This is a genomic window from Ruegeria sp. BB6, assembly GCF_056539385.1.
Map to the genome: position 1 here is coordinate 349,434 of NZ_JBQFUW010000002.1, position 21,611 is coordinate 371,044.

21 protein-coding genes and 2 tRNA genes are annotated in these 21,611 nt (G+C 57.4%); 13 read left to right on the forward strand and 10 right to left on the reverse strand.

Annotated elements, in window-relative coordinates; genetic code table 11:
- Position 1: 1 nt before the first annotated feature.
- Both ACR0B7_RS06190 and ACR0B7_RS06195 read left to right on the forward strand, forming a co-directional pair.
- Positions 2-76: transfer RNA gene (locus ACR0B7_RS06190), tRNA-Glu, on the forward strand.
- Positions 77-98: 22 nt separating this feature from the next.
- Positions 99-173: transfer RNA gene (locus ACR0B7_RS06195), tRNA-Glu, on the forward strand.
- Positions 174-178: 5 nt separating this feature from the next.
- Here the strand turns inward: ACR0B7_RS06195 and ACR0B7_RS06200 are convergent.
- Genes ACR0B7_RS06200 through ACR0B7_RS06230 form a run of 7 tightly spaced genes read right to left on the reverse strand, consistent with a single transcriptional unit; the run spans position 179 to position 7,565 of the window.
- Positions 179-2,020, reverse strand: coding sequence for a V-type ATP synthase subunit A (locus tag ACR0B7_RS06200; RefSeq protein WP_170482891.1), 1,842 nt, complete (start codon positions 2,018-2,020; stop codon positions 179-181).
- The gene (locus ACR0B7_RS06205; protein ID WP_170482895.1) at positions 2,017-2,709 is read right to left on the reverse strand and encodes a hypothetical protein; all 693 of its coding nucleotides are present in this window, start codon (positions 2,707-2,709) and stop codon (positions 2,017-2,019) included. The genes ACR0B7_RS06200 and ACR0B7_RS06205 overlap by 4 nt, the downstream gene beginning before the upstream one ends.
- Position 2,710: 1 nt before the next feature.
- Positions 2,711-3,388, reverse strand: coding sequence for a hypothetical protein (locus tag ACR0B7_RS06210; RefSeq protein WP_170410551.1), 678 nt, complete (start codon positions 3,386-3,388; stop codon positions 2,711-2,713).
- The gene (locus ACR0B7_RS06215) at positions 3,388-3,831 is read right to left on the reverse strand and encodes an ATP synthase subunit C (protein ID WP_170383554.1); all 444 of its coding nucleotides are present in this window, start codon (positions 3,829-3,831) and stop codon (positions 3,388-3,390) included. The genes ACR0B7_RS06210 and ACR0B7_RS06215 overlap by 1 nt, the downstream gene beginning before the upstream one ends.
- Positions 3,828-5,624, reverse strand: coding sequence for a V-type ATP synthase subunit I domain-containing protein (locus tag ACR0B7_RS06220; protein ID WP_170482898.1), 1,797 nt, complete (start codon positions 5,622-5,624; stop codon positions 3,828-3,830). The genes ACR0B7_RS06215 and ACR0B7_RS06220 overlap by 4 nt, the downstream gene beginning before the upstream one ends.
- Positions 5,621-6,226 (reverse strand): V-type ATP synthase subunit D, encoded by a 606-nt coding sequence (locus ACR0B7_RS06225; RefSeq protein WP_170410557.1) that lies wholly within the window; start codon positions 6,224-6,226, stop codon positions 5,621-5,623. The genes ACR0B7_RS06220 and ACR0B7_RS06225 overlap by 4 nt, the downstream gene beginning before the upstream one ends.
- Positions 6,204-7,565, reverse strand: a complete 1,362-nt coding sequence (locus ACR0B7_RS06230; RefSeq protein ID WP_170482901.1) for a V-type ATP synthase subunit B — start codon at positions 7,563-7,565, stop codon at positions 6,204-6,206. Before ACR0B7_RS06230 ends, ACR0B7_RS06225 begins: the two co-directional genes overlap by 23 nt.
- A gap of 320 nt (positions 7,566-7,885) precedes the next feature.
- Between ACR0B7_RS06230 and ACR0B7_RS06235 the strand changes: the two genes are divergently transcribed.
- The 8 genes from ACR0B7_RS06235 (at position 7,886) to ACR0B7_RS06270 (ending at position 15,427) form a co-directional block, all read left to right on the forward strand.
- Positions 7,886-9,625 carry an ABC transporter substrate-binding protein gene (locus ACR0B7_RS06235; protein WP_170482903.1) on the forward strand — a complete coding sequence of 580 codons (1,740 nt, stop codon included), beginning with the start codon at positions 7,886-7,888 and terminating at the stop codon, positions 9,623-9,625.
- Positions 9,626-9,688: 63 nt separating this feature from the next.
- Positions 9,689-10,738: an ABC transporter ATP-binding protein gene (locus ACR0B7_RS06240; RefSeq protein WP_170482905.1), complete on the forward strand. Its 1,050-nt coding sequence runs from the start codon at positions 9,689-9,691 to the stop codon at positions 10,736-10,738.
- Positions 10,738-11,814, forward strand: coding sequence for an ABC transporter ATP-binding protein (locus ACR0B7_RS06245; protein ID WP_170482907.1), 1,077 nt, complete (start codon positions 10,738-10,740; stop codon positions 11,812-11,814). The genes ACR0B7_RS06240 and ACR0B7_RS06245 overlap by 1 nt, the downstream gene beginning before the upstream one ends.
- Positions 11,811-12,674, forward strand: coding sequence for a carbohydrate ABC transporter permease (locus tag ACR0B7_RS06250; protein WP_170383538.1), 864 nt, complete (start codon positions 11,811-11,813; stop codon positions 12,672-12,674). The genes ACR0B7_RS06245 and ACR0B7_RS06250 overlap by 4 nt, the downstream gene beginning before the upstream one ends.
- Positions 12,671-13,468, forward strand: a complete 798-nt coding sequence (locus tag ACR0B7_RS06255) for a carbohydrate ABC transporter permease (RefSeq protein ID WP_170410573.1) — start codon at positions 12,671-12,673, stop codon at positions 13,466-13,468. The genes ACR0B7_RS06250 and ACR0B7_RS06255 overlap by 4 nt, the downstream gene beginning before the upstream one ends.
- An 8-nt stretch (positions 13,469-13,476) precedes the next feature.
- On the forward strand, positions 13,477-13,881 hold the full coding sequence (locus ACR0B7_RS06260; RefSeq protein WP_170410577.1) for a DUF2160 domain-containing protein: 405 nt from the start codon (positions 13,477-13,479) through the stop codon (positions 13,879-13,881).
- A 66-nt stretch (positions 13,882-13,947) separates the two neighbouring features.
- The gene (locus tag ACR0B7_RS06265) at positions 13,948-14,343 is read left to right on the forward strand and encodes a BlaI/MecI/CopY family transcriptional regulator (protein ID WP_170383532.1); all 396 of its coding nucleotides are present in this window, start codon (positions 13,948-13,950) and stop codon (positions 14,341-14,343) included.
- Positions 14,330-15,427 carry a M56 family metallopeptidase gene (locus ACR0B7_RS06270; RefSeq protein WP_170482909.1) on the forward strand — a complete coding sequence of 366 codons (1,098 nt, stop codon included), beginning with the start codon at positions 14,330-14,332 and terminating at the stop codon, positions 15,425-15,427. The genes ACR0B7_RS06265 and ACR0B7_RS06270 overlap by 14 nt, the downstream gene beginning before the upstream one ends.
- A gap of 5 nt (positions 15,428-15,432) precedes the next feature.
- On the opposite strand, the gene ACR0B7_RS06275 is transcribed toward ACR0B7_RS06270, so the two are convergent.
- The 3 genes from ACR0B7_RS06275 to ACR0B7_RS06285 all read right to left on the reverse strand — a co-directional run bounded on the left by ACR0B7_RS06275 (position 15,433) and on the right by ACR0B7_RS06285 (position 18,617).
- The gene (locus ACR0B7_RS06275) at positions 15,433-16,836 is read right to left on the reverse strand and encodes an MATE family efflux transporter (protein ID WP_480681105.1); all 1,404 of its coding nucleotides are present in this window, start codon (positions 16,834-16,836) and stop codon (positions 15,433-15,435) included.
- A gap of 108 nt (positions 16,837-16,944) precedes the next feature.
- Positions 16,945-18,441 carry a GMC family oxidoreductase gene (locus ACR0B7_RS06280; RefSeq protein ID WP_170576540.1) on the reverse strand — a complete coding sequence of 499 codons (1,497 nt, stop codon included), beginning with the start codon at positions 18,439-18,441 and terminating at the stop codon, positions 16,945-16,947.
- Positions 18,438-18,617 carry a hypothetical protein gene (locus tag ACR0B7_RS06285; RefSeq protein WP_170576541.1) on the reverse strand — a complete coding sequence of 60 codons (180 nt, stop codon included), beginning with the start codon at positions 18,615-18,617 and terminating at the stop codon, positions 18,438-18,440. The genes ACR0B7_RS06280 and ACR0B7_RS06285 overlap by 4 nt, the downstream gene beginning before the upstream one ends.
- A 231-nt stretch (positions 18,618-18,848) precedes the next feature.
- On the opposite strand from ACR0B7_RS06285, the gene ACR0B7_RS06290 reads away from it, so the two are divergent.
- From ACR0B7_RS06290 to ACR0B7_RS06300, 3 genes are all read left to right on the forward strand, one after another.
- Positions 18,849-20,261 (forward strand): GMC family oxidoreductase, encoded by a 1,413-nt coding sequence (locus ACR0B7_RS06290; protein WP_170482913.1) that lies wholly within the window; start codon positions 18,849-18,851, stop codon positions 20,259-20,261.
- Positions 20,258-20,683, forward strand: a complete 426-nt coding sequence (locus ACR0B7_RS06295) for a hypothetical protein (protein ID WP_170482915.1) — start codon at positions 20,258-20,260, stop codon at positions 20,681-20,683. The genes ACR0B7_RS06290 and ACR0B7_RS06295 overlap by 4 nt, the downstream gene beginning before the upstream one ends.
- Positions 20,684-20,824: 141 nt before the next feature.
- Complete coding sequence (locus ACR0B7_RS06300; protein WP_480681108.1) at positions 20,825-21,595, forward strand: DUF3299 domain-containing protein; 771 nt, start codon at positions 20,825-20,827, stop codon at positions 21,593-21,595.
- Positions 21,596-21,611: the final 16 nt, after the last annotated feature.

Here is a 21,611-nt window from a genome sequence, read left to right on the forward strand (position 1 = left end):
TGGCCCGTTCGTCTATCGGTTAGGACGCCAGGTTTTCAACCTGGAAAGAGGGGTTCGATTCCCCTACGGGCTACCACTTGTGCTTGTATCGCCTAAAAGGCCCGTTCGTCTATCGGTTAGGACGCCAGGTTTTCAACCTGGAAAGAGGGGTTCGATTCCCCTACGGGCTACCACTTCCTTACACTCCGAATTTCTCGCGGCACAGGTCTTGGATCTGACCCCATGTGGACTTGAACTCCGGCGTGTTTTCAGCCGCGTAGTGGAAATTCTTCATCAAACCCGTCAGTTGGGTAAAGACCTGCCGCACCTCTGCCTTGTCGGTGAATTCCGCGCTGGATTGCGTCACACCGTAGACCAGCTTGAATGTCATCTTCTGCCGCTCAAGAGGCACGGTCGCATCCACCTTATCGAACGCATCTTGCTGCAGGTACACCATGTCCACGAACAGCGCCTTTTGCTGAGTGACAAAGTCCTCAATCGTGACGCCCTCTTCGCCCGTCACCTGCATCATCTGGTCGACCTGCTCGCCCTTTTCGATCAAAGCCAGAAGATCACGAACCTTCCCGGTCCACCCTGCTTCGGCGTTGGCATCATACCAGTCAGACAATTGATCCAGATACCGTGACCAGCTGAGCATTGGGTCCACCGCTGGATAGAATCGTTTATAGGCCCGCTCGGACGACAGGCCGAGGAAGCATTTCACCGTGGACAGGGTCGACTGCGTGACCGGTTCGTCAAAGTTGCCGCCAGCAGGTGAGACTGTCCCGATCAGGGTCAGGCTGCCCAGATCGCCGTCATTGGTCTTCAATGCGCCCGCGCGTTCGTACAACCCTTTGATCGAGCTTTCCAAATAGGCGGGAAACCCTTCTTCGCCCGGAATCTCTTCCAGCTTGCCGGACGTCTCACGCATGGCCTGCGCCCAGCGGCTTGTACTGTCGGCGATCAACAGAACATCATACCCCATCTGGCGGTAATACTCGCCCAGAGTGATGCCGGTGAAAATCGACGCCTCGCGCGCAGCGACGGGCATGGACGACGTGTTACAGATGATGATCGTCCGGTCCATGAGGCTGCCACCCGAGGTCGGGTCGGTCATCTTTGGGAATTCGCTAATGGTTTCAACCACCTCACCCGCACGCTCGCCGCAGGCGACGACGATGACGATGTCCACCTTGGCGTTTCGGGCGATCAGGTTCTGCAAAACTGTCTTACCAGCACCAAACGGTCCCGGAATACAGGCGGTTCCACCCCGGGCAATGGGGAAGAACGTGTCGATCAGGCGCTGAGATGTCAGGACCGGCTCGGTTGGATACAGCCTCTCGGACAGTGCGCGTTTCAGAACGCCCTCGGGCAATGGACGTCGCACCGGCCATTTCTGTGAGAGGGTCAGAGTATGCTCTCCGCCTTGTTCGTCCTCAAGCCGCGCCACGATATCGTGGATCGTGGCCGCGCCCTTCTGGACCCAGACAACTTTATAGTCGCCAACCCAGTTGAACGGCAGCATGATCTTATGTTCAAACCTGCCCTCGGGCACCGTTCCGATACTGTCCCCAGCTTGAACGGTATCGCCAACCTTGACAGTCGGTGAGAACGACCACTTGGCCTGATCATCCAACGGAGCCACGTCCGCACCGCGCGGCAGGAAGGTGCCGAACTCGGACGCGACTTTCGGCAAAGGGGATTGCAGGCCGTCAAACACCTGACCCAACAATCCCGGCCCCAGTTCGACCGACAGCAACTGGCCCGATTGTTCGACCGGATCGCCCACAGCGACGCCATCCGTGCTTTCATAGACCTGCACGTCCGCCGTATCCCCGCGAACGCGCAGAACTTCGGCTTTCAGGCGTTCCTGACGACCTCCGGGGCCGAGGCGTGTCGGCAGGATAAAGACGACCTCGTTTTTGACCAACTGACCGGGGTGACCTTCTGCGTCCGGTTTTGCTTCGATCTGAACCAGCCCCTCCTGGACCGAGACAACACGGGCGGTGGCGGTTTGAGTGGATGGAGTTGGGGCGGTCATGCGTAAGCTCCCTCAAAGTCGATATCGGCGACATCAGCCATGGCCTGTTGCGCCAGTTTTTCAAATCGTGCTGCCGCCTCCTGTGCGCTGCTTTGCGCCCAGCGGTCGAAAATATTCCAGATCAGCACATAGATCGCCACGGCCTCAAAATCGAAAAGATGCCGTGCGGCGTGGCGCTTTAACTGTTTGTGACTTATCGACAAAAGCAGTCTTTCCAGCCCCAGCGGATCCTTGGATTCCAGCAACTGACGAGCCTCTTTGATCCAGGGCATGGCTGCATCCAACCCGAAACCGGGATCATTCCAATGTGCGGGGATATGGCGGCTCCATCGTCCGAAACCAAAGGATGTGGCAGGCGGGGCCTCTCCCCGATCCCGAAGTCGTAACGCGGCAACGACGGTCCGCAAGTCCATCCGTTCGATAAGCAGCTTTTTCAATGTCGGTTGCGGGATGTCATCCAACGCCGTCTTGCAACGCTCAATCGCCTGATCGTCCGTGACGCCCATGTCGTAATCGTTCCAGTTCAGAGCGTGCTCTAACACGCGCAGAACCCGCGCATCTTCGGGTGCCAACGCCTTTAACCGGCGATCCAGCCGCAGTCGTGACAGAGGCGGCTGCTTGGCAACAAACAACCGTTCCGAGCCGGGCAAACTGCTGATCAGCGCGATATAGGCGTCCGGGTCCGACATGTCAGCGGATCACACCTTCCAGCACGGCGCGGAATCTGGGTTGCAGATGCTCCATCAACAGCGAGGCTACGGCTTTGTCGGTAAGGTCCAGCACGACGCCCTGTTCTTCGGCCTGAATTCGGATGCCATCCTGCGTATCGTCTGACGCATGCAATTCGACTTGTTCCCGTAGCATTTCGGCTGTCAAACCCAGCACATACTTGGTCAATTTGCCGGACTGGATATCGTCGGCGTTCTGCTTGATATCTTCCTGAGTGGCCACTTTCGCGGGCAGGATCACCTGCACTTTACCGTCCAGCTTGGCACCTGCTGCGGCCCGCCCTACAACCTCAAGGATCATCTGTTTCAGCATCTCAGGATCGGCCATTTCCTTGGTGACAAGGCGCTCGACATCCTTGCGGAAGCGGTCGGTCAGACCGGCTTTCATGGTCAACACGGCATCGCGCATCGCGGTGTTCAGCGCCTCTTCTCCAGCGGCGCGGTAATTGTCCGAGTCGGCGCGGGCTTTCTTCTGATGCGCCTCAGCCTCGCGCTTGGCATCTGCGAGGATCTTGGCGGCCTCAGCCTTAGCCTCGGCGCGCAACTTCTCGGCCTCTGCCTGACCTGCGGCAACCCCATCGTTTCGTAGCTTGTCGATCAGGGCATCAACACCGTGAGAGATCATGCCATCCTGTGCCATCAGCTAATCCCCGCGCTGATGACCAATGCGAATACGAAGGCGAAAACGCCAAATCCTTCGATGATCGCCGCCGGAGCAAGCGCCAAGCCGAAGATTTCAGGTTTCTCTTTCGTTGCATTGATCGCCGCGGCGCAGGCCCGACCCTGCCAGATACCGCAATACATAAGCGCGATGCCCGACAGGATACCGATCCCAAACAGCCCGCCTGCATTTTCGGGCGTCACCTCGCGGTTCAGGGTAAACATGATGACGATACCGTAGATCACCATCGTAGACGGGAATGCCGAGACACCGACGAACCGACCATAGCCGCCTTCGGTTTCCGTCATCGCGCCGATGCTGGCCTGCCCAGCGATGGCGCACCCAATGGCGCTTGCCGCCGCGCCCAACGCCATTGGCGCGTAGATACCCAGCCAACCCAATGTCAATACAAGCTCATTCATTCCTGTACCTCCTTGCGGGCGAACGGGCGAAAGACAATGCCTTCATCCGGCAGACCCCATTTAAAGAATTCGATGTAATTGAGACGTAATCCGTGAACGACGCCGCTCATCATCGCGAGGGCGAAGTTCAGAATATGGCCGACGATCAGGATCAGCAGGCCGAAAAGAATGCCCGGCCCCTTCATCGCCTGCATCACCGAAACAGCCAGATCATTGAACGTGATCGCAAGCGACGCCGAGGCCAGCCCCAGCGCAAACAGCCGCATATAGCTGAGCACATCGCCAAAGGCACCCATCGCACCGGCAAGGCTTTGCAGCCCGTCAATCAAGCGCCACAGCCAATCGATTGGTTTGCGGGCCACCCGCTCACTTGAGAACAGGACGATCGCCAGAACACCCGCAGCCAATACAGCCGACCCCGGCACCATCGACCCGCCCTTCATATAGCTGAGCCACAGGATAAATCCGCCGATCAAAGCACCGATCCAGCCGAGGTTTGCAATGGCCCTCCGCTGCCCCCACGCCGCGCGCGCGGCCAAAGCATTGGCCAACACCAGATGCAATACGCCCACCACGATCGAAATCATCATCATCGCGCCAAAGTTGTTGAGGTCCAGTATCTTAAGCTTGGCCCAAACCGTGCCTTCGGTCGGTGATGCACCGAAATAACTTCCGACCAGCACCCCATAGACAATCGTGGCACCGGAAATGATTACTCCATATTGGCGCCATGACCTTTCACCTGGCGTTTTACCCATCCGTTTCCAGAACGCCAGCAGGCCCAACAGAATGACCGCTCCGTACCCAGCATCCGCCACGATCATGGCAAAGAAAAACGCGAACGAGGCCGCGACGATGATGCTTGGGTCCCAGTCCTTGTACCCCGGCACCTGATAGAACAGGGCAAGGTCGACTGCCGCGCTTCGGTTTTCCGGTTGCTCCAGCAGGGTCGGCGGATTGTCATCCGATCCCGGTTCTTCGATCAGAACAGCGGCGTCCTTGGATTTGGCCATGTCCAGCACAGCCTCGATGCGGTCCTCGGGCACCCAGCCCTGCAATGCGAACATCGCCTCCGCATCGCGGACCTTCTGGGTCGCATGGGCCAGTTCCGCAGCACTTTCTGCCGCTGACAGGTTCCGACGCATCAGGGTCAGATAGCGAGTCTGGGCAACCCGTTCGGCCTCAAGCGCTTCAATCGCGATCTCAGCCTCCTCTAATTGCGCTTCCAATTCGTGAATCGGCAAAGACCCGGTGTGAGTACGCGGCACCGGCAAGATGTCATCGCCCGGATCATCGGGCGCAATCAGAACGGCGTAAATATACCGATGGTCCTCCTGCAAAATCGCCCAAGGCAGATTGATGTCCGACAATGCCTCGCGATGTTTCAGGGGAAGCTGGTAGAACCACAGCCGATTGCCCGCCAGCACATCGGTCGGCGGGAAATCCAGATCCCCCCAAGGGCGTACCCGCGCGATCCGGTAGGCCAGAAAATCCCGGCGATCCGTCATATCGCGGGTGCGCTGCATCAGGTCCAGCACATCGCGAACGAACTGATCCATCTCAAACGCGGGATCACGTTGTATCTGTCGGCGCGGCTCAGGCACATCCGTCAGGAACCGCAGCGCCTTATACGCATGACGCGCCCCGCGTTCGCTGATCTTTTCCGGCTCGGCTGGCGGAGGAGCAAGCGGCAGCACATGCATACAGCCAAGCTCTTGCAGCGCCTCCAGCGTGTCGCCCTTCTGCGCGGCTGGGCCAACGAGGGACAGTTTTTTCAGCCGCGCGACGCTCATGTCAGCGCCTCCTGCGCATGTTTGCGCTTAGAGATTTTCGAGCGCACGACCGCCTGCATCTGCTCATCGCTCAGATAGATGCGGATTTTTTTGATATTGGCCTTGGCACGCGGGATCAGAACCTTCTCAAACAAGTTCACCCGCTGCGTGATCGTGGCCACGGCCTTGTCAAAAATGCGCACGCGTTCCTCGGCGACTTTGACGCGCAGGCGGGCTTCGATCATGTCGTGCAGCAAGCTGGCGGCGGCATCGACCCAATGGGGCTTTGCCAACACCGAATAGGGCCGCACCGAAACCTCGATCCGGTCCAGATCGGGCATCTTGACGCCGACCACGTTGACCTCTTTCAACTGATAGTCTTTCAGCTCGACCAGCCCATCCAGATCGACCCCCTGCTGCGCCAGCATCGGCAGTTTTTCCCCGACCTGCTGCGCCAGATCATGCACCTCTTGCTGCAGGCGTTGCACGTCTTCGCGCGCCTTGGCGCGTTCCGCCATCAATTGCTGGCGCTTGAGGTCCAGCGACGGCAGGAACCGCTCATAGCTTTTCAGCTGTGTCTGCTGGCGGGCCAGCGACGATTTATTCAGCTGCAACCGCGCCATCGGTATCCTTTGGGAAATACTTGTCGACCAAAGCCTGCTTCATCAGCAATTGCTCGGGCTGGAAACACTCGGCCAGTGTCTTCCACCCCAGATCCAGCGCGTCCTCAAGCGGGATCGAGACATTGATATCCATGAACCGCGCCCGGAACAGAGCACCGAATTTCAGCAACTGGTGATCGTAATCCGATAGATCAAACGCCATCGCCTGTTTCTGCGCAGCATCGCGGCTTTCGGAATAGAACCGGATCATCGTATTCATGATCTGCCCGTGATCTTCGCGCGTGGTTTTACCGATCACATTCTGCTTGAGGCGTGAAAGGCTACCGAACGGGTCAATCACCCCAGAATGCAGGTAAAACTGCCCCTCGGTGATATAGCCCGTGTTGTCGGGCACGGGGTGGGTCACGTCATTGCCGGGCATCGTCGTCACAGTCAGAACCGTGACCGAGCCGCCCTTGGCGTAGTCGCACGCTTTCTCATACCGCCGCGCCAGTTGGGAATAGAGATCGCCCATATAACCGCGTTGCGAGGGTACGCGTTCCTGACTGATCCCCACCTCTTTCATCGCGTCGGCATAGGCGGTCATGTCGGTCAGCAGGACCAGCACGCGCTTGCCTTCCTCAACCGCGAATTTCTCGGCCACAGCCAGCGCCATATCAGGCACCAGCAACCGTTCGACCAGCGGATCCATCGCCTGATTGACGAACATCACCGTGCGCGAGAACACACCTGCATCCTCAAACGACGTACGGAACGTGTGGTAATCGTCAAAGATCAGCCCCAGCCCGCCAAAGACCACGATATCAGCGTCCGCCTGAATACCGATCCGGCTGAGGAAGGCGTTGAAAGGCTCGCCCGAGACAGAAAAGATCGGGATTTTCTGGCTTTCGACCAGCGTGTTGAACACATCGATCATCGGCACATCGGTGCGGATCATCTTGTTGGGCACCGCCCGTTCCGAAGGGTTCACCGTCGGCCCGCCAATGTCGATCCGTGGCTCGGACGATAGGTCTGGCCCGCCGTCAATAGCCACCCCTGCCCCATCAAAGACGCGGCCCAGAATGTTGGCCGAATAGGGTGTCTGCATCGGGTGGCCCAAAAAGGTCGCCGTCGCCTCGGTCGAGATGCCCTTGGTGCCCGAGAACACCTGCAAGGTCACCACGTCTCGGTCGATGAAGATTGCCTGAGCCAACGTTTTGTGGCCGTCGACCGTTTCAATCACGGCTAGGTCGTTGAACCGAACCGCGGCATCGGCTTCGCCATCCAGCGGCACCCTGACTTTGATTGTGTCCCCGACAATTTCCAGAACACGCGTGTACTTTAAAAGACTTTGGGACATCACTTATCCTCAGTCATCTAAAAGAAATTTATTGAAGCCACGACGCCGGGCAAAATCCCCCAAAACGAGTGAATCCACGGTCAGCTTACAAAGAATCAAGCACTTGGCAAGAAAAGATGTAGTTCAGTCTCGCCTCAGCCTCAATCCCAGAAAACACTACGTGGCTACACCAGACTATCCCAAAAAACATTTAAATAACAATTTATTAACTCACGGTAACTTCAAGTACTAAAAAATTAGTTTGACAGCAAAGCTGGAAATCGCTGATGCTGATCGCTATCCGGTCCGCGCCGGATCACATAATCTTTGGGAGGAGACAGATGCGGAGACATCTACTTTCCGCAGTGGCGGCGGCGGCCGTCATTGCGGGGCACGGTACTGCTTGGGCCGACGAAGCCGCAGCGCAACGTTGGATTGACGACGAATTCCAGCCATCGACCCTGTCGAAAGACGAACAGATGGGTGAAATGAAATGGTTCATCGAAGCTGCACAGCCCTACGCCGGCATGGAAATCAACGTCCTGTCCGAGGGTATCCCAACCCATTCCTACGAGTCCGAGGTTCTGACCAAGGCGTTCGAGGAAATCACCGGCATCAAGGTCAACCACCAGATCCTCGGTGAGGGTGAAGTGGTTCAGGCTGTACAAACACAGATGCAGACCGGACGGAACCTGTATGACGGCTATGTCAACGACAGTGACCTGATCGGCACCCACTCGCGTCTGCAATTGGCCTATCCGCTGACCGACATGATGGAAGGCGACTGGGCAGCGACAACCTCGCCGACGCTGGATCTTGGTGACTTCATGGGCATTCAGTTTACTACCGGTCCCGATGGCAAGCTGTATCAGCTGCCCGACCAGCAGTTCGCAAACCTCTACTGGTTCCGCAAGGACTGGTTCGATGACGAAGCGAACAAGGCGGCTTTCAAAGAAAAGTACGGCTATGATCTTGGCGTTCCGGTCAACTGGTCCGCATACGAAGACATCGCCGAGTTCTTCACCAATGACGTGAAAGAAGTCGACGGCGTCGCGATCTATGGACACATGGACTACGGCAAGCGCGCACCTGACCTGGGCTGGCGCATGACCGACGCCTGGCTGTCGATGGCCGGTGCCGGTGACGTGGGCGAGCCGAACGGTGTCCCTGTCGACGAATGGGGCATCCGCATGGAAGCGGGCACCTGTAACCCCGTCGGCGCGTCGGTGTCGCGCGGTGGTGCGGCCAATGGCCCGGCTGCGGTATATGCGATCCGTAAGTGGGATGAGTGGCTGCGGAACTATGCGCCTCCGGGTGCGGCGTCCTATGACTTCTACCAATCGCTGCCAGCACTCAGCCAAGGCAACGTGGCCCAGCAGATCTTCTGGTACACCGCCTTTACCGCCGACATGGTGAAGCCGAAATCCGAAGGCAACAACACCGTGGATGACGAAGGTACACCGCTGTGGCGGATGGCGCCCAGCCCGCACGGTCCCTATTGGGAAGAGGGCCAGAAGGTTGGCTATCAGGACGTTGGGTCGTGGACCTTCCTGAAATCGACGCCTGAAGATCGTGCTCAGGCGGCGTGGCTCTATGCCCAGTTCGTGACGTCCAAGACTGTCGATGTGAAGAAGTCCCACGTGGGTCTGACCTTCATCCGCGACAGCTCGGTCAACCACGAGTCGTTCACCGAACGCGCACCCAAGCTGGGTGGTCTGGTCGAGTTTTACCGCTCGCCCGACCGTGTGGCATGGTCGCCGACCGGCATCAACGTGCCGGACTATCCGAAGCTGGCCCAAATCTGGTGGCAGCAGATCGGTGACGTGAACTCGGGCGCGTTCACCCCGCAAGAGGCGATGGACCGTCTGGCCGAAGAAATGGACATCACCATGGCCCGGATGCAGGCCGCAGATGAAAGCGCCGGTGTCTACGGCGGCTGTGGTCCGCGTCTGAACGAGCCGCAGGACCCCGCTTTCTGGCTAGAGAAGGCCGGTTCGCCCAAGGCCAAGCTTGAGAACGAAAAGCCGCAAGGCCAGACCGTCAACTATGACGAACTGGTTCAGCGCTGGCAGTCTCAGTAAACGCAACACCGTAAGCCGGGCTCAAGCCCGGCCTACCCCCGGACTACCCCGCGAGATTCCCCGATGATCGAACTTCAAGACGCCACCAAACGGGTTGGCAACGTCATCCACATCAAGCCCACAAACCTGACCCTGCAGACCGGCCATTTCAATGTGCTGCTGGGTGCGACAGGATCGGGCAAGACCTCTCTGATCAAGATGATGGCCGGGCTGGATCCGATTGCATCGGGCAAAGTCCTGATGGACGGGCAGGACGTGACACGGCTGAACACGCAAAAGCGGCAGATCAGCTTGGTGCACCAGTTCTTTGTGAACTACCCGCATATGACCGTTTTCGACAACATCGCCTCGCCGCTGCGCGTGGCGGGCATGGCAAAATCCGAGATCGAAGGCCGTGTTGAAGAAGCCGCCGACCTGCTGCAACTGCGCCCCATGCTGAACCGCCGTCCGCACGAGCTGTCGGGCGGGCAGCAGCAACGCACCGCTCTGGCCCGCGCCATTGCCAAGGAAAGTCGCGCGGTGTTTCTGGACGAACCTCTGGCCAACCTCGACTACAAACTGCGCGAAGAACTGCGTGAACAACTGCCCGATTTGTTCGCCGGACGCGGCGCGGTGGTGGTCTATGCCACATCTGAACCCGAAGAGGCGCTGCTGCTGGGTGGCTATACCGCGCTGATGGAAGACGGCCGTGTCACGCAATTCGGTCCCACCGCCGACATTTACCGCAACCCCGAAAACATCGCCGCAGCCCGCGTCTTCTCGGACCCCCCGATTAACGTGGCACGCATCTCGGTTTCAGGCGCACAAGCGCAACTTGCCGGGGGCGGTGGCTGGGCTGTCTCAAACATCGCTGACGGAGATTACATGGTCGCCGTGCGCCCGCACCGGGTGACCCCATTCCGCACCTCGGACGCCGATGTCGAATTGACGGGCCGCGTGATCGTGACCGAGCTGTCGGGGTCGGACTCCAGTGCACATTTCCAACATGGGAACGACGCCTGGGTGTCACTGGCGGCAGGCGTTCACCCCTATCAAGTTGGTGAAGATCACAGTTTCTACATGAATCCAGCGCATTGCCGGTATTTCAGCCAAGACGGGACAAGGGTGGTCTAATGGCGCAGATCAAACTTTCAAACCTCAAGCACAGCTATATGCCCGCGCCGAAAGGCCCAGAGGACTACGCGCTGAAGGAAATTGATGTGACATGGCGCGATGGCGGTGCCTATGCCCTGCTGGGTCCGTCCGGTTGCGGCAAGTCAACTCTGCTGAACATCATTTCGGGCCTGCTGACCCCGTCCGAGGGTCAGATTCTGTTCGACGGTCAGGATGTCACCGCCCTGCCCCCCGATCAACGTAACATCGCGCAGGTGTTCCAGTTCCCGGTGATCTACGACACGATGACCGTTGGCGAAAATCTGGCCTTTCCGCTGAAAAACCGGGGCGTGGAGGCCGCAACGATCAAGCGCCGTGTCGGTGAGATCGCCGAGATGCTGGATGTCACGGATATGCTGAACACGCGCGCCAGCGGCCTGAGCCCTGATAACAAGCAGAAAATCTCGATGGGGCGCGGATTGGTCCGGGATGACGTGAACGCGGTGATGTTTGACGAACCGCTGACCGTGATCGACCCCCATCTGAAATGGAAACTGCGGTCCAAGCTGAAAGAGCTGCACCAGCGCGTCAAAGCGACGATGATCTACGTGACCCACGACCAGACCGAGGCGCTGACCTTCGCCGACGAAGTCGTTGTCATGCAAGAAGGCGAAGTGGTTCAGATCGGCACTCCGGTTGAACTGTTCGAGCGCCCTCAGCACACATTTGTCGGCCACTTCATCGGATCACCCGGTATGAATGTCCTGCCCTGTGAGGCCAAAGGCGACCGTGCGCTGTTTGAAGGCCACGAGGTCATGCTGGAAGGCCCAACCAGCGGCGACGGAGGCCGCACCGATCTGGGTATCCGCCCGGAATATGTGGGCTTTGGCGACACCGGTATTCCAGCACATGTCACCAAGGTCGCGGACATCGGACGTCACTATGTGGTCAGCGCGATGGTCGGCAACACCGCGTTAAAGGCCGTGACCGAACACACCGTGCCCGAACCCGGATCACAGGTCTTCCTGCAATTCAAACCTGAACAATCCCGCGTCTACCGCGACGGCTGGATCGCAACCGAGGAGCGGGCGCAATGAGAACGGAAAACCAGAAGGCATGGTTCTTTGTCCTGCCCGTTCTGGCGCTGGTCGCATTCAACGCGCTGGTGCCGATGATGACGGTGGTCAACTATTCGGTGCAGGAAACCTTTGGGAACAACCAGTTCTTCTGGGAAGGGCTGGGCTGGTTCGAGCAAATCCTCCGCTCGGACCGGTTCCAAGCGGCCCTCGGTCGGCAGTTCCTCTTTACCTTCCTGATCCTGCTGATCGAGGTGCCGCTGGGCATCATCGTGGCCCTGTCCATGCCCCGCAAAGGCTTCTGGGTGCCGGTCTGTCTGGTGCTGATGGCCCTGCCGATGCTGATCCCGTGGAACGTTGTGGGATCCATGTGGAACATCTTCACCCTGCCGAAAATCGGGCTGATGGGATATTTCCTGAATGACGTTCTGGGCATCAACTATGACATGACGCAACAGCCCCTGTCGGCTTGGATCACTGTCATCGTTATGGATGTCTGGCACTGGACCTCGCTTGTGGTGCTGCTGTGCTATGCGGGCCTCGTGTCGATCCCGGACGCCTACTACCAAGCCGCCAAGATCGACGGTGCCAGCCCGTGGTCGGTGTTCCGCTATATCCAACTGCCCAAGATGAAAACCGTCCTGACCATCGCCGTTCTGCTGCGCTTTATGGACAGTTTCAACATCTATACCGAGCCCTTCGTTCTGACCGGTGGCGGCCCCGGCAACTCGACCACACTGCTGTCGATCGACCTTGTGAAGATCGCGCTGGGACAGTTCGACCTTGGCCCGGCGGCCGCGATGAGCCTGATCTATTTCGCCATCACGCTGCTGGTCTCGTGGCTCTTTTATACTCTGATGACAAAGGATGACGCGCAATGAAGAAGCGGTCCCTTATCCCGATCCTCTATATCGCGTTCCTGATGCTTCCGATCTATTGGCTGGTGGCGATGTCCTTCAAGACCACGAACGAGATCCTGTCGGGCTTTTCCCTGTTTCCCCAGACGTTTACGTTGGACAATTACATCACGATCTTCACCGATCCGACGTGGTACTGGGGGTACATCAACTCGATCACCTATGTGACTTTGAACACAGTGCTTTCGGTCTGCGTTGCCCTGCCTGCGGCCTATGCGTTCTCGCGCTATCGGTTCCTGGGCGACAAGCAGTTGTTCTTCTGGCTGCTGACCAACCGGATGGCTCCGGCAGCGGTTTTCGCGCTGCCGTTCTTTCAGCTCTACTCGTCGATCCACCTGTTCGACACCTATCTGGCCGTGGCGCTGGCGCATACGCTGTTCAACGTGCCGTTGGCGGTCTGGATTCTGGAGGGCTTCATGCGCGGCATCCCCAAGGAACTGGACGAGACCGCCTATGTCGATGGCTATTCTTTCCCGCGTTTCTTCGTGACGATCTTCCTGCCCAATATCAAAGCAGGCGTGGGCGTGGCGGCCTTCTTCTGCTTCATGTTCTCGTGGGTCGAGATGCTACTGGCCAAAACCCTGACCGCGGTCGAGGCCAAGCCCATCGCCGCCGTGATGACCCGCACCGCCTCCAGCGCAGGGTATGAGCTGGGCTTGCTGGCCGCTGCCGGGACGCTGACCATCATCCCCGGCGCCATCGTCATCTGGTTTGTCCGCAACTACATCGCGCGCGGTTTCGCGATGGGCCGTGTGTGAGGTTCGATATGCGTAAACTACTTCTTGCCCTCCCCTTCCTGCCTTCAACCGCCCTAGCCCAAGCCAAAGCCGGCTGGGGCAATGTCGGGCAGGAGGAAGAGAAAGGGTTTTCCTGGACGGACCCCCTGTGGCCCGATTTCTGGATGGCATGGACCCCGGCGACACTGGCCGTGTTTGTGGGCATCTTTTCGGCTATTGCGCTGATCGGTGTTCTCGAAGTCACCAAGTTCCGCGACGGGATTGAACGGCGGGGCGTACTGGGCCTGACGACCACACTGGGGGATCGGCTGTTTATCACTCTGCTTGGATCAGCTTACATCTTCCTTGCCTGGCTGGGGTTGGTGGGCCAGCCCGTCTGGACACCGCTATTCCTGTCCATCGGCTGGGGCTTCTTCGTTTTCTGGAAAGTTTAGGCTTTGCGAAACAGCGAAAGGATGCTTGTCTGTCAGGCATACTAAAAAATGCGACACGAAAGACCGATGCGAAAGAAAAAGACAACAAACCTGCTGACCGAAGTCGAACTGGAGTTCATGAACGAGCTTTGGGCGCTGGGTCAGGGCTCGGTCCGTGACGTGCTTGATCGCCTGCCACCAGAACGAAATCTCGCGTATACATCCGGCGCGACCATCCTGCGCATTCTCGATGAAAAAGGGTTCGTCGAAAGCCGCAAGGACGGAAAGACGCTGATCTATACACCGCTTCTGGAGAAAGACAGGTATCAGGCACGGTCGCTGCAGAACCTGTCACGAACTCTGTTCGACGACACACCTGCCACGCTGGTTGCGCGTCTGGTGGATGACGCGGGCCTCAGCGAAGCCGATCTTGAGGAAATTCGGGCACTGGTAGAAAGGAGACTGCAAAATGACAGCAGTTAAACCGGTTCTCGACACCTATCTCGAATTGAACCTCGTCTTGGCGCTGGCTGCTCTTGTTTGGCTGGCGGTCCGAGCGGCACTTGCAAGAACAAGTTTGCAATATGGGTTCGTCACGCAGCTTCGGGCGCTCAAAGCCCTTTGCCTGTGCGTCGTCCTCAGCCCTATTTTGGCTATGGGCGTTTTTGCGCTAGCCGCCCAGATATCTGCCCGAGGCGCGGTTGCCATCGGAGATATCGCAGTCGCAGCCTACTTGCGCGGCGAAATCGCAATGCCTGCCACACAGTTTGAATCTCTGTTGAATACGCGTCAACGCTGGGCCGATCTGGTGCTGTCCGGTGAATATCCGCTTGTGTCTGCTGCGCTGGTTCTTTTGGCCATTGTCTCAGCGGGTTACACGCTGCGCATCGCTTATGATGCATGGGCGATCCGAGGCACGATAAACAACAGCTTCCTGTGGCGTAGGTCATCCAAGGTAGATATCCGTTTGTCGGACCGGATCACTGTCCCCTTTGCAGTACGCGGATTGCGCAGGCGTCATGTCGTTATACCCAGCCATCTTCTTGATACCCCACGCGAATTGCGGTTCGCGCTGGCGCATGAGTTGCAACACGTGCGCGCCGGTGATGTCGAATGGGAACTGGGTTTCGAGCTGTTGCGCCCGCTTCTATTCTGGAACCCGGCCTATGTGTTTTTGAAATACCAGTTTGACCGGCTTCGCGAGCTTGCCTGCGATCAATCCGTCGTTGCCCGTCGCGGTATCGACGCACGGGATTATACCGCTTGTCTGCTGGACTATTGCGCAAAGAGTATTGCTCTGCGCAGCCCGCGTGTTCTGAACGTCGCACTGGTCACCGGCGGCAAGGCAAAACGCGTACTGCGCCAACGCGTAGTCGCACTGGCCGAAGCACCAACAATCCAGTCGTCGATGCCTTTCCTGTTCCTCGGCCTGACAATCGTGTTTGCAATCGTCCTGGGGCTGGCCGCTGCTTCGGTGCGGCAGACCGAGGATTGGAGCCATGACCGCCTCATGTTATCGACGGTTGTGAACCTCGAACGGCTGGAAGCACGCAATCAGAGCAACTGAGCGACTTACCACCCACGCCGTCCAAACAGCGCCTGTAGCCTGTTTTGCCCTGCGAAGGGATCGACGGGCTGAGGGGCGGATAGCCGCGACACAACTCGGCGGACCAAGAGCAAACAGACTGTCGCAAAGATCACCCCACCCAGCGCCTGCCCCAGCAGCACTCCGGGCGCGCCCGCGACATAGCCGCCTGCAACAGCAAATGGCCAGGTGCCCAGCGTGTGCCGCCCCCAGTTGACCCAGGTTGAATAGACAGGGTGGCCAAGGTTGTTGAAACTGGCGTTCGAGACGAAAATCACTCCGTTGAAAAAGGACGCAAGCGCCAAAGGGCCGCAGAACAGGTAGATCAAGGCGCGTGTTTCTCCCTGCGCCTGAAACAGATCCGCGATTGGAGCGCGCAGAAGGAATAGCGTGGCTGCCATCAAACAGACATACACGGCGGTGAATTTAATTCCGGACCAGAAGGCTTCTTTAACCCGATCATAGCTCCCGGCCCCGAAGTTCTGCCCGACGATTGGACCGATCGCCCCTGAAAGCGCAAAGACGACTGAAAACGCGACCGGCATCAAGCGCCCTATGACGGCCATTCCAGCAACGGCATCTGTCCCGAATTGCGCTATCTCGCGGACGACGATTGCGTTGCCAACTGGGGTTGCAATGTTGGTCAACACGGCCGGAACTGCAATCGCGCGGACAGAGCGAAAGTCTCGGGCCACCTGCCGCAAGGACGGTCGGGCAAACCCTCGGTGTACGCTCACCGCTGGCTTGAGCGCGGCAATCAACATACACACCCGGGCGATCACCGAAGCGATGGCGGCACCGTCCAGCCCCAGCCCTAGCGCAAAGATAAGGATCGGATCCAATACGGCATTTGTCACTCCGCCATAGATCGTCGCCATCATCGAGCGGCGCGCGTCTCCGTGCGCCCGCAAAACCGCCATTCCTGCCATGGCCAATGCCATGACCCACATCGTCGGCAGAATAATCGAGACGTACCGGACAGCCAGGCGCAACACCTCACCTTCAGCGCCCAGCGCTGAAAGAAGAAAGTTTACATTAAACAATACGATAGCGGATACGATTAAACCAAACAGAACGCCCAGCGTTGCAACGCTGGTGCCAAAATGCCCAGCACGGTCAGGCTGTCCCGCCCCCAGTTCACGTGCGACCAACGCTCCGGCGGCGATCGAAAGTCCGACGTTGATGGAGTTTGTGAAAAACAGCAAAGTTCCCGCATACCCCACAGCCGCGGCCAGTGCGTCGTTGCCGAGCATCGAAATGAACACCATGTCCACGAAGTCGACGGCAAAGATCGCCATCAGCCCGATACTTGTCGTCAGCGACATACGGGTCACGTGCCGCATCAGGCTTCCGGTTAGAAAAACAGCCTTGCCTGACGATCCTGATTGCATTTGACTTCCTGCCCCTCGCTTGCAACCGCAATCTGCCAGTGCGCGCGACCGATCAGCAACAGCAAAATTCAACGCATTGGCCTGTGCGCCGCATCAGCCGTTTTGGGATTATGCCGCTAGCCCTGTCAAATGGTCAGCGAGACGCAAGGAAAGCTGGACGATCGTAAAGGTCGGGTTCGCATGGCCGCTTGTTGCGAAAACCCCAGACCCTGCCACAAATAGATTTGGGGCACCGTGCACCTTGCAGTTGGCATCGACAACGCCGGTTTCAGATGTAAGTGACATCCGCGCACCGCCCATGTGATGACTGGAATAGTCGAAATCCAGTTCGTCCAATTCTGCGCGATTCCACAATGTTGGCTCAACGCGCATCCGACCCAACCCGTTGCGGATCAAAAACCTCGCCGCCTCTCCGGTTGAGGCACGCAGAGTTTCGATATCTCTGTCCGTCAACTGCAGATTCAACCCCACGAGTTCTAATCCAAAGCGATCACGATCATTGGTCAACACCAACCGGCTCGCCATGTTGGGCTCTTGTTCACCAATCACACTGGAACCGCCCGTCAGGAAGTAGTCCTCATTGAATTCCAGGTTCTGTATGAACCGGTCGCTACCAGCTTCGTCTTCGCTCATGGGGCGTGGCTTCAAAGGCTCAAGGCGAACTGCAGAATTTAGCCACCCGTTGCTCAGCATTTGGTCCTCGCTCGGGCTCAGGACAAGTTCCGGGCGCGCACGGCGACGCAGGCGCTCGAACTCCCAGGTCGGAGAATGCGAATATAGGCGTTTGGTGATGAAATACCGGCCGTTGTGAACGGTCGGGTGCTCCATGAAACAGCGCCCTACCATATCGTTCTGGTTGCCAAACCGGTTCTCGTTTCTGGCGTTAAGGCTCAGAAGCATTCGGCAATTTTCTATTCCGCCCATGGCAAAGACAAACTGCGCCGCCTTGGCCTTCCCTTTACCCTCTCCATAGTTGCGGAAATGGGCTTGGGAAATCCTGCCGGTATCGCCATCGACGGTAAAATCGACAACATTGGCGCACAGGACCAGATCGATATTTTCAGCACTCTCAAGATCGCCCAGGTAAAAGCTTCCAAACCGCACAGGATCAATGTTTCGGACTTCGTAGAAAGGCCGGTCTGAGCTGAACCTTTGCGCCACGCTGTCGATCGTTCCTGTCGCATCCGCCGGTTTCCGAATTTCTGACCCGAAACTGCCGGTTTGCAAAACGTGCGCGGCCTCGTCTTGATACGGCTCTAGGTCTTCAAATCGGATGGGCCAGCCACTTAGGGGAACATCTTCGCGCGGCAGGAAATCCGAGCGGTCCAACAAAACGCATTGTCCACCCCAATGCCCCGTCGTACCACCCAGCGCCCGCAGCCGAGGCGCAGACAGCGGATAGTAATCGACCCCAAGATTTTCCCCTTCGTAGAGATCCTGCGATTCTGAGGTTACTTCCTGACCTCCGGCTTCCAGCACAAGCACTCGACGACCCGCGTTTGCCAGCTTGAACGCCAGCGTGATACCCGCAGGGCCAGCCCCGATAATGCAGCAATCATATATGTCGTCGAGCGCCGGAACCTCGTCGCGGGCATCAAAGATCATGTCGACAGCTCGCTCTCTAGATCGTTCTCGTCCAGCAGCCACCCCTCAGAGAAGATCAACTTTGGGTCTTCAACACCGGGAAGTGGATTGTCCTGCAATCGCATGAACCCGATCCGCAAGATCGGAGGAACCACAACCAGGGCCGTAAAAAAACCTAGAACGTGCCGTCTTTTCATAGCCTACCTTTAAAAACCATTGCCAAAGCAAACTTGTACCAATTCAAATCCAGGCGGCCCCTCAATCAAGCGGACACAAAGGACGCCTTGCACAAAATTCTACCGAGGACTTCTATCAAATTGCAAATCCAAATAATCACTGGTTGTTTTTCGCGAGTGCTATATCATCTTTGATCAGATTGCGTATTTTTATTGGTTTTGATCAATCGGTCTTAGGGTCAACAAGTTGTCATGCAGAGATTGTCCTTAGAAGAAGCAAGCTCTCGGGAATGGGATGTCGTGATCGCGGGTTCCAGTTTCGCTGCAATGTTTTTTGGCTGCGGTCTCCCTGATGAACTGGACGTTTTGTACGTCGAAAAAGGGGCCGACTACTCACATAACGACCAATTGGAACGTGGGTGGGCCGTGCGAGAGAATTTCACGCAGCGAAACTACTCGGGTGAGCACAAGAACTGGGTCGCGTTCTCGCTGTTTGGTGGAAATTCAAACTATTGGTGGGGAAACGCTCCGCGTCTTCATCCGGACGATTTCAGTCTGAATAGCAAATTTGGCGTCGGTAGAGATTGGCCGTTCCTGTACGAAGATATTGAACCGTTCTGGGAAAAGGCAGAAGACATAATCCAAGTTGCTGGCGGTGAGTGCGAACACATCCTACCCCGCCGCAAACCCTTTCCCTATCCTGGACATATACCTTCGCGCGCCGACGAAGCCTTGCGCGCCTCAAGCTCGCTGTGGGTTCCATTGCCTACAGGCATTTCAAACGGCGGTTCTCGTCCGGTATGCTGCACAAACGGCGTCTGCAGGATTTGCCCTGTGGGCGCCAAGTTCACAGTATTGAACGGCCTTGAGGCGCTCAACGCTGCCGGTTCACATGTCCTGCTGGATACCGAAGTCCGCGCGGTCGACATCGAAGGCGGAAAGGCACGCGCTGTCCGCGTAAGAGGTGCGGATGGCTCAGAAGCACGGCTGCGCGCAAATACTGTTGCCCTTGGAACAAACGGTATATTTAACTCTGCCATCCTGAAACGTTCGGGTGTGCAGAACAGCGCTTTAGGTAAATACCTGCACGAACAGGCCGTCATTGACGTCCATGTTGATACAGCCAATATCAAGTCGTTCTACGGCGGAACCTCTGAAACGGGTCACGGGTATCACTTCTATCACGAAATAGATCGAAGTTCCGCAGCGGCGGTTCTGATGGAAACTGTTAATGCGCCCGTGTCGATCCGACCGGAACAGGGAAAATGGGCCAACCGCATTCACTTCCGTATGGTCGCCGAAGACATCCCGCAGGCGGAAAATCAGGTCATCCTTGAGGATGACGAACCCATCATTGAATGGCATGGCTACACCGACTACGCAAAACTCGGTTTGGATAGGGCAAAGGCCGGGCTGGTGGACATCATACCCGACACGATTGAGAACGTGGCAGTTTCTCCACTCCTGGGATCAGAGGCCCATATTCAAGGCACCCATCGCATGGGGTCATCACCGGACGACTCTGTCGTGGACGAAAAGATGAGATTACATGGCGCTGCAAACGTGTTTGTTCTGGGGGCCGGGTCTTTCCCATCATGCTCACCAGCCAATCCCACTTTGACAATATGTGCATTGTCGCTCCTTGCATCGGAGGCCGTAGCATGAAGCTTTCACGTCGCAGAATTCTAGCTTTGGGTGCGGGGGCCGTCGGCGTTGGGGTCGCATATCGTGCTATCAAAGGTCACGGGATTGCCGCTCATGCGTTGGACGTGATCAGAACGGTTTACGGCCAGGACATGGCGCAACAAAGTGCCGCCAGTGAATTCGCGCAAGCCTACGAAGAATTTGTCCTTGAGAAAGGCGCGCAAGGCCGGATGTTGGATATGGTATATTGGTCTGGTCTGGATGACGCGCCTTACGTAGAAGACTATCTCAGCCGGATCGACAAGAGCGTGATCGACAAGTTCGCAACGTCCACTAATGTAATCAAGGCCGCCGAGGAAGGTGTACCGCTTGAGTTCTTCACGGTTTTCGATCCCTTCCAAACGCCATGCATGAACCAACTTGGTGCTTATGTCGTCTCATAGCGGCTGTCTCTGACTGATTGCCGGACACAAGGTAGAGCCCCGGTCGAGCCAACCGTAAGGCGCACAGCTATTGGCCTGTTTCCCTAAACCGAAGTGCACTATATTGAAGTGAGAGACAGCATCGTGGCGTGGGGAAAGCCTTTGTTTATTGATAAATGCTTAAAAGGTTTGGCAATCACTTGTCTGGCGCTGTCACTGTCAGGTGGTCCCATCAGCGCGGGCATTTCAGTTGATTGGACGGACCTACCCGACCCGACCGTGCAGGTGTTTGAAGATCCCTATCGCGACCTTAGCCCTGAACAACTCGACGATGTGCTGTACACCGTGCGGCTGCGCGGCAGGCTGCAACAGGATAGTGGCAGCCCGGAGGAGCGTCAGAAATGGCAAGAACTCCTGAATGAGACCGAAGACGCACTAGCGGCTGAGGGCATAGACATTGACTGGCTTCTTGATCAACGTCAGGTCGTGATGGAGCGCCGGGAAAAAGCCGGAACAGCGGGTAATCCACTATTCGATGGAAAAACGATTACCGTTGCCGGATTTGCCATCCCTGCACCCCCGGACGCGGACGGCATCCAAGTCGCCTACCTGGTTCCCGAGCGGGGCATGTGCAGCCATATGCCCCCTCCCCCTCCGAACCAAATGATCCGGGTGCGCCTGCATGGCGATTGGACCCCGGCCTATGTCCACGAACCTGTTCGCTTGACTGGGCAACTGAAAATTGATCCCACCGATCATCAAATGGTCGTTGTAGACGGCCTTATGCCGATGCGCGCGACCTTTCTGTTGGATGCCGAGCGGGTAGAAACTCTGGAAAATCGAGAGGATCGCCTGGAGTGGAGCGAAAGCGTAGCGGACAAAATTCGCGCCGCTGGTCAACGCAAAACCGGTGGGCAACCAGCATCTGACTGAAACACTGGAACCCCAC